At 54.5% G+C, this 13,983-nt stretch carries 10 protein-coding genes and 1 tRNA gene; 5 read left to right on the forward strand and 6 right to left on the reverse strand.

Going from position 1 to position 13,983, the window contains the following annotated elements:
• The 4 genes from ACN0SD_RS19785 to ACN0SD_RS19800 all read left to right on the forward strand — a co-directional run.
• Positions 1-922, forward strand: a 922-nt coding sequence (locus ACN0SD_RS19785; protein ID WP_417809911.1) for a molybdopterin cofactor-binding domain-containing protein, incomplete at its 5' end; no start/stop codon positions are given.
• Positions 923-1,419: 497 nt separating this feature from the next.
• A complete protein-coding gene (locus ACN0SD_RS19790; protein ID WP_417809912.1) occupies positions 1,420-2,679 on the forward strand; it encodes a tyrosine-type recombinase/integrase in 1,260 nt (419 codons plus the stop codon).
• A gap of 195 nt (positions 2,680-2,874) precedes the next feature.
• A complete protein-coding gene (locus ACN0SD_RS19795; protein WP_417809913.1) occupies positions 2,875-3,087 on the forward strand; it encodes a helix-turn-helix transcriptional regulator in 213 nt (70 codons plus the stop codon).
• A gap of 432 nt (positions 3,088-3,519) precedes the next feature.
• Complete coding sequence (locus ACN0SD_RS19800) at positions 3,520-4,428, forward strand: hypothetical protein (protein ID WP_417809914.1); 909 nt, start codon at positions 3,520-3,522, stop codon at positions 4,426-4,428.
• Positions 4,429-4,493: 65 nt separating this feature from the next.
• Here the strand turns inward: ACN0SD_RS19800 and ACN0SD_RS19805 are convergent, their stop codons facing one another.
• Entirely contained in the window at positions 4,494-5,948 is a 1,455-nt protein-coding gene (locus tag ACN0SD_RS19805) for an ADP-ribosylglycohydrolase family protein (protein ID WP_417809915.1), read from the reverse strand.
• Positions 5,949-6,260: 312 nt separating this feature from the next.
• Between ACN0SD_RS19805 and ACN0SD_RS19810 the strand changes: the two genes are divergently transcribed.
• Positions 6,261-6,947, forward strand: a complete 687-nt coding sequence (locus ACN0SD_RS19810; RefSeq protein ID WP_417809916.1) for a hypothetical protein — start codon at positions 6,261-6,263, stop codon at positions 6,945-6,947.
• Between the two features lie 85 nt (positions 6,948-7,032).
• Here ACN0SD_RS19810 and ACN0SD_RS19815 read toward each other — a convergent pair whose 3' ends face one another.
• From ACN0SD_RS19815 to ACN0SD_RS19835, 5 genes are all read right to left on the reverse strand, one after another.
• Positions 7,033-10,551: a DEAD/DEAH box helicase gene (locus ACN0SD_RS19815; protein ID WP_417809917.1), complete on the reverse strand. Its 3,519-nt coding sequence runs from the start codon at positions 10,549-10,551 to the stop codon at positions 7,033-7,035.
• Positions 10,535-11,248: a Hachiman antiphage defense system protein HamA gene (locus tag ACN0SD_RS19820; protein WP_417809918.1), complete on the reverse strand. Its 714-nt coding sequence runs from the start codon at positions 11,246-11,248 to the stop codon at positions 10,535-10,537. The genes ACN0SD_RS19815 and ACN0SD_RS19820 overlap by 17 nt, the downstream gene beginning before the upstream one ends.
• A 307-nt stretch (positions 11,249-11,555) precedes the next feature.
• Complete coding sequence (locus ACN0SD_RS19825) at positions 11,556-12,068, reverse strand: GNAT family N-acetyltransferase (RefSeq protein WP_417809919.1); 513 nt, start codon at positions 12,066-12,068, stop codon at positions 11,556-11,558.
• 244 nt (positions 12,069-12,312) lie between these two features.
• Positions 12,313-13,008, reverse strand: coding sequence for an SDR family NAD(P)-dependent oxidoreductase (locus ACN0SD_RS19830; protein WP_417809920.1), 696 nt, complete (start codon positions 13,006-13,008; stop codon positions 12,313-12,315).
• Positions 13,009-13,838: 830 nt separating this feature from the next.
• Positions 13,839-13,913: transfer RNA gene (locus ACN0SD_RS19835), tRNA-Asn, on the reverse strand.
• Positions 13,914-13,983 lie beyond the last annotated feature (70 nt).

The raw sequence follows: 13,983 nt of genomic DNA on the forward strand, positions 1-13,983 counted from the left end.
GCGCATGGCGTTCGATGATGCCAAATCGGTCACGGGTATGGAACACCACGCCGCAGCCGGTTGGCCGACGCAGGTGATGGCACCGGGTTTCATGCCCAAAGGTGTCAACGAAGAACCCTATGACCCCTTTGCCATTGACGGCGCCGATCACTGGTACACGGTGGGTGCGCATCAGGTGCGGGCGATCTCGAACGATTTGGCGAATGCGACCTTCCGTCCCGGCTGGCTGCGGTCTGTCGGACCGGGCTGGACCAACTTTGCCGTGGAAAGCTTCATGGATGAAGCGGCGCATAAAGTCGGTGCCGATCCGCTGCAGTTCCGTCTGGATCACCTGAAGGCCGAAGGCATCAACGCGGGCTCTGCGCCCAATGCGGTTGGTGGGGCATCGCGTCAGGCCGCTGTTTTGCAGCGCGTGGCAGAGATGTCGGGTTATGGCAGTGCAGAGCTGCCCGAGGGCACCGCAATCGGTATTGCCACCACCTATGGCCAGTCGCGCAGCATGCCGACCTGGACAGCGGCGGCGGTCAAGCTGGCGGTTGATCCTGAAACGGGCGCGGTCGATGTCCAGAAGATGTGGCTGGCGTTTGACTGTGGCACCGTGGTGGACCCCGACGGCGCGCGCGCACAATGCGAAGGTGCGGCGCTTTGGGGGCTGTCTTTGGCGCTGCATGAAGGTACCCGGATCGAGAACGGCAACGTTATCGACCTGAACCTCGGGGCCTATACGCCACTGCGTCTGGCCGATGTGCCCGAGCTTGAAATCGACTTTGTCGAAAGCACCGAAGTACCCGTTGGTCTGGGCGAGCCCGGCACCACCGTGATCGCACCCGCGATTGCCAACGCGATCTTCAACGCGACGGGCGCGCGCGTGCGTCATCTGCCGATCACCGGCGATGCTGTGCTTGCCGCGAAGAAGTCCTAAAAACAGATCGGGCGGGCGCAGTCATCGCGCCCGCCCGTTCCGACAAACCAAGTGCCCGCGGCTAATTCATATCCGTTCGGCACCGTTGCCCATATTTCCCGAAATTTGTTGGTTATCCCACCGCGCCGCGCCCCTGCACATCGCACCGTTCTGCGCAACGTGTTGCGTGGGATTGGCACCCCATCAGCTAAAACGGAAAGGATGTGCCACGCAGGCCCCCAGAACGCGAAAAGCGCCCCCGAAGGAGCGCTTTTTCGTTTACCGCCAACCACCTAAGGGGAAGTTGGCTCCGACGGTAGGGATCGAACCTACGACCAATTGATTAACAGTCAATTTCTGTCACCAAACCCTACCGCACGATGTAAAGCTTTCGCTCGGTGATAGTGTCATATTTTAGTTGATAAAATTGGGATGTTAGGCATAGTCACTAACACAGGGTAACGGGGTCTACTTCCAATTTATGTTACCCCAGTGTTACCCCAAAGGGAAATTTGACTATGGTAAAGGCATTGACAACGAAGTCGATTGAAGCTGCTCAACCGGCTGATGTACGAAGAGAAGTTCCAGACCCTGCCCTGTCTGGTCTATATCTCGTGGTGCAAACTAGTGGTGTGAAATCTTGGGCTTTACGATATCGCTATGCGGGCAAACCGAAGAAGCTGACGCTTGGCCGATGGCCCGTCATGGGCCTTGCTGATGCGCGCGCTGCAGCTTCGAACGCGATAGAGGCAATCGCGATGGGAAAAGACCCGAGCGCGGCGAAAAAAGCGACAAAGGCTGCACAACTTGAAGCCCAACTGACAGAGCGAGACAAGGTAAAGACGCTGGTGGAGGAATTCGGCAAGCGGCATCTTTCCACACTGAAATCCGGCGAGACGGTCAAACGTGAATTGTACCGGCATGTTGTCGCCGTTTGGGGGGAGCGGGATATTCGCGATATTGCCAAGCGTGACGTGATCGATCTGCTCGACGGTATCGTTGATAGCGGCCGGGTTGTCACTGCAAACCGGCTTCGGGCGTATCTCAAGAAATTTTTAAGCTGGTGCGTCGAGCGTGACATATTGAACGTTTCCCCAGCGATGGGCGTAAAACCATCTGCTAAGGAAAAGAGCCGTGACCGGGTTCTAACTGACGACGAAATCAAATTATTTTGGCAAGCCTGCACCATTGAAGGCCAGCCCTGGGGGCATCTTGGAAAAATGCTGCTTTTGACTGGTCAGCGGCTTGGTGAAGTTGTCAAAATTACCGATAGTGAAGTACGCGGTGATCTCTGGCACTTAACCAACGATCGAACAAAGAATGGTCGCGCGCATGATGTACCTTTGTCAGATGCCGCGCGGGAAGTGTTGGGGGCGGTGGAACGCATCAAGAGCGATGCGGGCTATGTGTTCACTACGACTGGAGAGAACCCCTTACAGGGCTACCATAAGGGTCGAAACCACATTGCAAGGCGTATGGCGGAAATCGCTAGCGGTGAGATTGGCACAAGGGTGGAAATCCCGCATTGGACATTTCATGACCTTCGCCGCACAGCAGCAACTGGTATGGCTCGACTAGGCATTCCAGTGCGAGTCACAGAGGCTGTTCTGAACCACGTGTCTGGTACTGGAGGTGGCATTGTGGCGGTTTACCAGCGCCACGACTATGCAGACGAGAAGCGGTCTGCGCTAAATGTGTGGGCGCAGCATGTTGAGAGACTTGCGAGCGGTAAGAAGCAGGCTGTCACTCCGTTCCAGCCTGCGGTCGTGTTGAAGTGATTATCACAATTTCGTGATGTAAATTCAGAATTAGCCCAGAATTTATCATAGTTTTGATAAATTATTTTCAGAAATATCACGACGATGATATTTTCAAGTTTTCGTATTTTAGGGTTATTTTTCATGCCTGTAAAAGGCATTGCTGCATGACGTCTTTAAGATAAATTGGCCTCACAAGATATAGCGGAGGCTAAAATGAAGTCGAACATTGACCCCAATATTCGTGTGCCTGCTTCAAGAGTGCGCGCACTCTGCGGCGGAGTTTCCGACATGAGTTTATGGCGCTGGCTTAATGAACCTTCATACGATTTTCCCAAGCCAATCTACATTGGAAGCCGTCGCTATTGGCGTGAAATTGAAGTGCTCGCGTGGCTGGATGCACGCGAGCAAGTGTACCTGAAAACATAATCATAAGTGCGCTTTATAGATATGTTTTTGCATTGGTTCCTTTCAAAGAGTGCGCAGGTGATTGCGTTTCTTATGGCCAATAGAGTTCGAAATGCAGAAAAATGTTAGGTGCTCAGGTATTGCAGGTTGCGTACCCGGTCTTACGAAAAAGGGTATTGGCACTTGGTGTTACCGCGGTTTCTTGAACGGCACCGGTTGTCAAAGCGCAACAGGGTGCTGGCTTTATGCCGGTCTAGACGCGATTGCTTTGCGCCTTACACAGCAACTACTCGCAACTGGACAAAAACTAGGTCAGGCGGTCGTGAAAGGCGGGGCATACTCGAAAATCCTTGCTGTCCATATCCGCGGTCAGGGCGCGGAATTGCTTGACCAGTTACCTGGAAAGAAAACGAAGAAACCGGATCTTGCTGACCTACAGGGGCGCGCGCGGGCATGACACTTACGGCAAAGCGCTCGAAAGATATCGACTGGTTGGCCAAGCGTTGGCTTGAAACGCTGAAACGTTGCAGGCCGTCTATGTCCAATAGCTTGCGTAAAATGTTGGTCGAGATTATCCGCGAAAGTTTGAAGTGGGGCTACCGGGGCGATAACGTAATTTATCCTGGCATGGAAAAGCTGGCAATTTGGGGTGAATGCTGTGAGAAAACAGCACGTACAAACATGCGCGCTTTGGAAAATTGGAACGTAGTCGAGCCCGTCAAATATGCTAAAGGGGGTAGAAACGCCACTCGTTACTGTGTCGACCCGACGCAAATTATTAAGGTGGCTATGACGCTTGGTGCTAACCCGGCATCGAAGCTTATGACCGCAACGCGCGATCATGTAGAGGCCATTTACAGCTCGTCTTCGTCGCCAAGATCGGTGAAAACCAACCAAGACCTAGAGATGGAACCGGTAACAAACCCGGTAATTCTGACTAGGATAAACCCGGTAACTAACCCGGTAACTCTACCGCCGGTTCTTAAAGAAGGTGGAGCAAGCCGGAGGCGAGCATCCAGCCAAATATACCAGCGCCAACTGCAAGTGGTGGGAAGCCCTTACCAAGAGATTGCGACAATCCCCTTTGCGCAATCCAAACGGATGGTTCTTTCTCTGGATAGGGGCAGGATCCCATTTGATGCTGGCCATACGTCAGATTGTGAACGTCAGACCGCGCAACAACCAGATCGATCCTCTGACGGTTCCAGCGCAGCGGCGGCATACATGCGCGGGATCCGGTTGGAAGCGCGCCGCCGCAAGCTGCAATATGCGGAACTACAGCGCATTTATTGCGGAGTTGCTGACGTGTGGTCAGATTACGCTGCGACTGACGACCTGAACGATCCTAGGGCTTGGGCCTGATTGGTTTTGATATGGTCCCAATGATACCCACTATTTCAGCGTCTAGCTGGATGATCTCTCCGTAGTCAGTGCAACAGTGCCGCCACCATCTCCATCATGCGTGGTCCCCATGCCACCCGATCATGCCAGCTTTGTGGTATCCCTTCATACCCGTAGAGCGCGCCAGCAAGCTGGCCCGTGATTGCCCCAGTCGTATCTGCATCCTCGCCAAGGTTAGCGGCCAGCAACACGGCATCCCTAAAATCGCCAGTTCGGGCAACGCTCCAAAGCGACGCTTCCAGCGAATGGGCAACGTAGCCAGAAGCGCGGATAGTCTTTCGTCGCTTGCCGCACCAGCTGCCCGCCATGATCGGGCTAATTGCGCCCGCGTAGGGCTCAAGCCGTGCGCGCAGCACCTCGCTACGCTTGGCCCCCTCAATCGCATCTGCAATGGCCTCCGCGTAGGCTACGCAGGCGTCTACGGCCTCTGGTGCCCCATGCGTTGTACGGCTTTGGCGGGCTGCTACGTCGCGCAGCAGGGCTCGGTTACCGAAATGGCGGATAGCCACCGGCGCAAGGCGCATCAGACTGCCATTCCCCGCGGTCTGCGGGTCTGTGGAACCCGCGAACGGGTCACCTGTGTTTTTCCAACGTGACAGTGCCTGTCGGGTGGTAATGCCGATGTCAAAACAGGAGCCTGTGCAAGAGTATGTGCCGGTATGGTGCCAGTCTACGAACCGACGCATCAGATCGGCTTCGTCCAGATTTGGATTGGTGGAAAGACTATCCGCAAAGGCCAGTGCCATGGCGGTATCGTCGGTCCATTCGCCGGGCTTAAGATGAAACGGCCCTCCACCGATCATGTCGGTCAGCAGCGGATAGCGATCGCGGGCTTTGAACTCGAGCGTCGTGCCCACGGCATCCCCAATGGCAAGGCCTAGCAGCGCCCCTGTGGCGCGGTCTACGATGGCATCTGCGGTCGTCGCCGGCTGGGCCTCGGCAACGGCCTTTAAGCCCATCACATAGGCCAGCTGCGCGGATGTCTCTATTGCGCCCGGTCGTGTGCTGCGCACAGCGACTACCGCGTCCTTTGGGGTAGTCCCCAGTTCAATCATAAGGCGCGCGGCAATCGTGCCTGCACGCCCAAGACCGCCCTTGCAGTGCACCAGAACATTGAAGCCCGCGCGCAGTTGGGATCGAATGCCCTCGCCAACCGCATCCCACTGCCGCTCAAACTCTGCATCGGGCGTGGAAAAATCGCGGATTGGCAGGTGGTGCCAGCGCATGTGTCGGGCCTGCACTTCTGTCCCCATCGTTGTGACCTGCAATGTTCGCAATTCGTGATCCTCGACCAAGGTAACCACGGAGGCCGCGTTCCAGTCTGCGACGGCGTCTAGATCGAGCCCGAGATCGCGGTGCCAGCTGCCTGACATCGCACTGGGCTGGACCTTGCCCGGACAAAAAGTAATTCCGATCCGTCCCGCGTCTGCGAAGGGCTGGACCTCGGCAATTAGGAGGGGATGGGAGGTGCTAGTGCGCATGCTTGTTGGATCTCCGAAAAAGATGACCTAGGGGTTAGGAAAATCACGGGTGACGGCGGGAAGGCCTATATTCCTTTTTAGAGGCGGCACTCTGTTTTAGCGACGTCACCAAAGGGCATTTAAGCTTGAGGAAAAAATATCATGAATATGATATTTTACCTATTGATATTATCACCTTGGCAATACTTTTTTGGGTTTACAGTGCCAATCTTGCATAACCACTACGAACCTTATCCATCCATAATGTAATAACATCATCAGCTTATGACTAGGAGCGCAAAGGGCCCACACGGACATTGATCGCTCGCTGATATGATGCAGCGCGGCTTCCGCAACGCTGTCATTGGCGAACGAACCACGGGCCCTTCGAAAATTCGCCCACAAGCTCCGCTCAAGCCACGCAGATCGAAAAAAAGCGGTCTTGAAATCAACCAAGCACGGCCCGATCTAGTATTGCACAGTGGCACCTTAAAAAGACTTTATGAAATTGCGTTAAGAAGGAAACTAATCTTGGAATTTGTTTCGCAAAATGCTTTTGAGATCGTATCCCTTTTGATTTCCGCGGGCGCATTGCTCTACGCGGCACTTGCGTTCAGCACTTCAAAGCAAGCGATCAAAGCTACAAGAGAGTCAGATATCACTGCTCTGCAAGTTAAGGCGCAGGACGGTATCTCAGATGCGAGGCGTAGTTTCTTACTGCTTCAAGAGGCTTGCCTTCTAACGCGACGGGAATGGGATAATCACAAGAACCAGCACTTTCCTGCATTAGGCGGTAATTTTGGGCGATCGATGTTTGCAGAACCGGATGAAACGCAACACATCAGCAATATTGAGCAAACAGGATCGAAAGCGCTTAACGAGCTACTTGAAACTATACCTAAATCCGATGCGTCAACCTCTGCAGAATTGCATCAATTCATTGCAAGAGCACAGTCCGCCTGCGCGCAGATCGAACGGCTTAAATTGGGCCTTGAAGGGCCAAAACCGCTCCGACACTGACGGCCCTCTGCAGTCATTTGGGTCTTGCCCGGCGCATGACCGGTCTCTGCCCAAAGCGGACGAGCACGATTCACACTTCGGGCGGTTATTCGCTGGATAGGTCTGCAGGACCGAGATAAGCGATGTCAATGCGCCCTTCCTCTTGAGCGACCTGAGCCCGCAACAGCCCCACTCGCCCAGGATTAAGCGCGGCCTTCACTTTACCAAGCAACTCTCCATCTGGAGCAAGTATTTGCGGTTGGCCTGCGATGTGATGGATCTGAACGGGCGAACCTGCAACGGGTTGGACACCACGCCACTCAACGTTCGCCCAGTACCTACGATCATTCCATACCAAGCTTTCTGCAGGAGCGAAGTTCTTTGTGAACGCCAGCCAGATATCCCTAGTGTCGGGCGTCGGCCAATCAGGCTGCGCGCTCCACGCGGTGACAGCTTCAGAGTTCAACCATTGGCGAAGCTCTGCGCCGGTCTGGAAGTTGGTGCCCGTGTCTTTCACGGCTTTGATCGCTGCTAACCTTGAGTTGAAGCCGGCTTGAATAAGAATGGCTACAGATCGGTTGACAGTACCGGTCTCAACCGCTGCAACTCCGTATCCGAGCTCATGATCATCCAAAGCCAGCCCAAAATCGCCGACTGTATCGCCGTTAGCAGAGGCGCGAACGCGAATGGCTTCCATCGCCCATGACAGCCGATAGACCAGTCCCCCTTCGACGAATTGCAAAGTTTCAGTTTCCTGACCAACAGCCGTCGTCGCCAGACGCTCGCCTAGTAGCCACGCACGAAGGATGTCACGCCAATTGTCAGGTATCTGTTCCGGCACAAACGGTTGGATTGCAAATACCAGCTCGGCCAGTGCTGTGATGGCTAAAATTGCCTCCTCAGATTCACCGCTCAACAAGGCCCCGTTGGCTCGGATGAGCAGGAGATTCGCGTCTGCAGAGATCGCATCCAGCGCGAGCCCTGTTGAAAGTCCGACACCGGCCAGAAAGTACCCGCGGCGTCCCTGTGCTGTTGATTGGTTCCAGATGAATTGGCTTCGCGACACCAGGCCTGCCTTCAGTACCCGTTGCACATCCTCGCTTTGGCGCAGGAGACGCCGGTGCCAGAGCGATGACTGGAGAATTGTATCAAGCGCGACTTCGATCTCGGCGTCCGCAATGTCGTCTTCCCCTATCAGGTTGAGAATCGCAGTATCGAGACTGGCGACATGTCTCTCCCAATCAGCCAGCTCGCGGTCTCGATCCTCCGGGTCTTCATTTGGCACTTCCGGAAAAGCCCAAGCCGCCGCATTGTTGGTGACGTACTCGACGAGATGGTCGATCTCGCCCCCAACACGCTGGTGCATTCGTCTCAATAATGTCCAAACCAGGAGCGCCAGCCCGCTCTCCATGTTGCGAGCGCCCAGATCGGTGATCAGCGCTTCCCAACCTCGTCGCTTCTTGGCGATTCCGTCGAACATCGGAAAGAGGACGACACCTTCCACATCGACGTAGGCCCGCCCAGCACGGCCGATAACGTTCTTGAACTCAGAAACATCGATTAGTTCGCGATTGCGGTGCAAAGAATGCATGACGACGGCCGTTGCCGAGAGGTTAAGGCCCTGAGCCAGAGTCGGGGAGGAGATTGTCACCTTGAGAACACCTTCACGCAGCAGGCGTTCAACTTCCTTTCGATAGGCGGTGGGGAGCGCGCCGTGATGGAGAGCCACGCCAAGGCGTAGGCATTTCAGGATTGCGCTATCGGGCCCCAACCACTCCTCGCCCAAGGCTATCGCGGTGTTCAAATTACCCGGATCTACCTCCAAGAGGGATCGAAGCGCACCGCGTTCATGAAGGTCGACGATAACATCGGCAAAGGGTTCGACACTGCGCCGAATGGGGCAGAAGATCAGGACCGTTTGCCCGTCATCGACCAAGCGCCAGGCCGTCGCCAAACAAAGCTCGCGTTGATTATCGGGAAACAAGCGTGTGCGCCGACGCTTGGGCGGGACCCAGTTTGGTGGGGCTTCCCCTACAATAAAGCGCTGAACCCAAGGTCGTTCTTCGCCAACGCGCAGGTTCAGGCGCGCTGTAGGTGATGACCAGACCACCTCACCGAACCTCAACCTGGTCGGGCGCCATTCGTGCTTGATCACACCGCCCGGTTGGTCACGCCGTAGCCAATCAGAAAAGTCCTCAAGTTGATCTCCGTCCGGTAGGATTGCCGAGAGGCAGACAATTCTCCGCTGATCAGCATCCGGACGCCTAAGAAGCCGTTGGATCTGGACTTCATACCGCACCTCCCGCTCGTTGATGCCAATCATGTGCCCTTCATCGAAGACCAGTAGACCGACATCATCCAGAAGGGAGGGATCGTTGCGCAAAGCGAAGTCGAGTTTTTCGGGCGTCGCAACCACAATGTCGCGTTCACGGATCGCATCTTCGTCAAATCCGCTGACCCCGACACTGCCATACAGGGCCGAGATAGTCTTGCCCAAGGGGCCGAACGTCCTTTGTAGCGTAGTCTCTGTTTGGGCTGAGAGCGCACGCAGCGGGGTAACAAAGACCACCCTTTGTCCGGAAGCGAGGCAACGCAGTATGCAAAGCTCTGCGATCCGCGTCTTTCCGGCGCTTGTCGGCAGAGACACCACAAGATCGTCGGATTGATCAACTGCTCGGGTGGCTGCCTCGATTTGCGATGGCCAGAGGTCGATCTCGGATTTTGGTCGCTGTTGAAGCGATGCTATGAACAGCTCTCGGAGATCTCGCCAATGGACCGCTTCCCCACCCATCGGTTGGATTGGCACTCTCTCGTGAAAGGTGTTCGACCAAAGGTCTGTCAGAAGATGAATGGCGATGTGGTGAGACCACCATTGGGGTAGGAGGTTCAATTCGGAGCAGATTGACAGGCCGCCCTCGAGCCGTTCAATTGCCTGATCCAAGAGCGGCTTTTCGCCTCGGTCAATGGCAAGAAGATAAGACGACATCGAGGAAAAGAAGTTATCGATCAATGCGGTGTCGAGCGCCTCGAAAAGATAATCGTCACCACCATCAACGAGAACGTCGGCTGCCTCTTTCTGATCAAATCGGGCCAGAAGCGCTGCCGAAATGCTTGCATCACTGCCCGAGCCCGAAGCGCGGTAATCGAAAACGCTGGTACGCAATGCAGTGAAATCTCGGCGCATCAGCAGGGCAAGGGCGCGTTCAAGAGGCGAGAAGTTCTCGTCGCTCTCAACGATGGTGAGAAGCGAGTACGCCCGCGCTGAAAGGTGGGCGAGATGGTAGCTCGCCGCCGCCATGACGAAATGGAAGTTGCGATTGCTTTCGTTGCGGTCGCCTTTGGCGACGACCGCCTCAAGTGCCGTTGCCGCTTGCTCAAATGCGAGACGCGCCTGTGAAGCGTCCCCTTCAAGTTCACGAAGGCGTAGACCAAGACCTAGAAGCGCATAGCCATATGAGCTCAGATCATAGCTCAAGCGGCTATCGAAGTTGGGCGAGTCTGGCGGTAGAATGCCATTGCGCCAAATAATTGCTCGCGCCTGCCCGCGCGCGATCAAACTGCCGCGAAATCCTGCAGTTGTGGCCTCTGCAATGTCAGCAATTATTGCTTCAGGGGTTGTTGGCATTGGCAATCACCTGATCATAGATAGCACCAATGAACGCCCCATGACCCTCGACATTCAGGCCAACCCCCCACTGGTTTACTCCTCCAGGATAAGCCTGCAGCGCTGCCGTCAGAAGGGCATTAGGGGCGTTCCCGGAAAACGTGAATAGCAGATGTCGGACATTTCCCACTGGGATGCCGTGCTTTAGCAGCGCATCGTCGATTGCATCGGCCATTGGCAACTCGTTCAGTTCCAGCAATCGTGCAGAAATGAATGACAATGCGTGCGGGGATGGTAGTCCGCCATCTTTGTCCAGTCCCGTACGTGCATCATTGAGGACCTGGGCAGTAAGTGCGGCCCTGCTTTTTGCTTCGGTCTTCAGAAAATGAAGGCGCTGGCTTTGGGGATCTTGTAACATCCCAATCACGTCTTCGCCCCGCATAGCCATATTTCGGTGGTCTTTCCACCGCAGGCGCTTGATGGGGGCCATATAGCCACCGCTATGGGCATCAATCCACTCCGTGGCGTATATCTCGCCAAGGTCACCTGAGCGGATCGCCTTTGTGGTCGGAAGCTTTGCCTCAATCAGCGCGCCGGCCTCCGGTTTGCCAAGCCGCCTCATGGCACGCGCGACATGTTCTTCTGAGGCATAGTGACCCGGCACAATCGTTGCGGTTGCCCGAATGCCCGCATCAACATGTGCGGCCTGACCCGTCATCACCCTCAGGAAGTGGTCTCCCACTGGAGCGTCCACATGATTGCACCACCCATCAAATAACGGCATTCGCAACTCACCCTCTACAATGCGGTATGTATAAAAAATCCTACCCGAAGCCTTAGCGCAACTTTGTAATGAACGCTATCTGCGCACAGCTGCCATTCGTCCAAGGCGCAGCGAACGCCAACTTCCCGCCCTTTGTGTATGAGGAACACCGGCCCGCAGCCGATTTACGTGGCCAAAGCAGCGAAGGTCCGGATTGAGCCCAGAGTGACTGATGCTGCGCGCTGTTAGAAAGGCCGGTCCTTCAAGCCATCAATTGAAACCGATACAACACTGAGCTTGGCAACCAAGATGGCGGAACTGCTCCGGCGTCCAGTTGGCCGTCTAAGCGTTCAGCTAAACCTCGGGATGCAGAATTGTCGCAATGCACATGCGCAATTAGGGTCGAGAGTCCAAGCTGTTGTTTTGCATAACTCTTGAAAGCAACACCAGCCTCCGTAGCAAATCCTTTGCCCTCATCCTTCTCATCCCAAATTGTCCAGGTGATTTCAGGAGGCTCCGAGACGCTGAGCTGCAAGGCACCGAAATGTCCCAGCGGTCGCTCAGTCGCACGATCTAAGAATACAAAACGACCGAAACCGCGCAGCTCCCAGTGTCCTATCATCGCAGCTAACTTTTCAAATGCCTGCACCTCACTAAACGGGCCGCCGACATACTCGGTTCGTCCGCTAAGGCAATATTTCGTGAACCAAGGCAGATCTGATCGAATAGGCCGTCTGAACAATAGCCGTTTTGTTTTTAAAGCAGAGGGCAGCATATGAAATCTCGCTCACTTTTGACGCACAATGTCAGACTGATACGACATACGAGTGACAACTACGGAAAATGCTGCGCGATCCATGGATGGCCGCTGTGGCAAGACAGCTCAAAACGTTCAACAACTACTTGTGTTTTGATCGGGGTTTTTGGCGGCCGAACATTGACTGCTTCTCATCAGTACCAATAACGAGGGTTTTTGGTACTACTCGAACGTCTATTCAGCGAACCGTGAAGACACCAACCTACAGCCGATATCCGCCAGAGACTGTTAACACTTCTCCAGTTATAAACGATGCATCATCTCCCGCGAGAAACCGCACGGCGCGAGCGATATCGTCTGGTGTTGCTATGCGCCCTAATGCCGTCTCGTCCGCGAAAAGCTTTACGAGTTCATCAGTTCGTGGTTCCTCAGGCGTATTTACAGCGCCCGGAGCAACTGCATTTACGCGGATTTTTCGAGGTCCAAGCTCCTTGGCCATTCCTCTCGTCCAAAGGTTTATGGCGGCTTTGCTAGCACCGTAGATGGCTGCGCCACGCGGTGGAAGAACCGCATTGACGGAAGATATATTCACTACAGCTGCACCGGGCTGCATATGCGGAAGCGCCGCAACAAGAAGGGCATCTGCTGCCAAAACATTGACATGAAGCATCCTTGCCAGACCTTGGGCGTTAAAATTATCTATCGGTGAGCTTTCGATCAGTCCTGCATTGTTTACAATCACATCAATACGCCCGAAGCGCTCCATAACTTCGGAAACGACTAAAGCGGGAGCAGCTTTTTCTGTCAGGTCAGCCCTGATCGTCAGAACATTTTCGGCAAATGCGGTTGGAGTAGTATTCAGCCAGGTTATGGCAACGTCGTGATCACGCGCAAAGTCTCGGGCAATTGCCTGCCCAATCCCTCGGGCGGCTCCCGTCACGAGAACAACTTTAGCCATAACGCATCTCCTATTTCTTTCGGAAACGGAACATGGCAGTCCGGTCAATGTCCAGAGACAATAGCGCATCTGAACGTCTCCAAGCTTTCTCCAAAAACGACCGTTTGTTGAATGGTTCGCTGAACCGGACATTGGCTCAGTTGTAGCGAAGGTCCGAAAGGTCCGCTGAGCAGACCCTGGCGCAAAACGCAGCGAAGGTCCGATTTCCACCCTTGCTTACAGATGTTCTAGTTTAGAAATGGCAAACAACTTTGATGTAAGTTCAAGCTTCAAAGCAATGCTCTAGCAACAGTACCATCGAACAGGCCAGCATCCCTAACATCTCGAGCCTGCATCACGTCTGATGCATGACCTGTAGGTGTGCTCACTTTATATGTGGGAGCCCCATCCTTGATTGCGCTGGCGGGAAGGCGCGCCGGAAGGCTGTAGAAGCTGGAGTTCTCAGGATCAATCTCGGTCGCATTCGGTCGATATTGAAGAGTCTTTTGAACCTGCATCGGCCCGCCGGTACGTAGTCCTGCACATTGCCGCGACCATAAATGCCGCGGAAAACCCTGCCGTTCGGCTGTGAGAGGGGTTCTAGCTCGTCCAGAGAGAGCCTCTAGTGGTGCACTTGGCTTAACCTGAAATAAGCCTATCGAGACATATTTTTGCTGGGCGGTATCAAGGTATTATCGCAAATGTTTGGCTCCCATCGATAGCATAAGAAGCCTAAGCCAAAGAACATAGAAACGCGCGTTCCTGTTACCCCATTCGTTACCCTGAAGTGATCATCGACGTGGGCTCAGAATCAAAAAAGCCACTAAGCTTTTGAGCTTAGTGGCTTTTTATGGCTCCGACGGTAGGGATCGAACCTACGACCAATTGATTAACAGTCAACTGCTCTACCGCTGAGCTACGTCGGAACGGTCTGCACCGTATAGCTATGGTAATTTCCGGCGTCCAGAGGGTTTTGCCACTTTTTGCCAGATTTTT

It is taken from the genome of Thioclava sp. (genome assembly GCF_048263065.1).
Taxonomy (GTDB): domain Bacteria; phylum Pseudomonadota; class Alphaproteobacteria; order Rhodobacterales; family Rhodobacteraceae; genus Thioclava.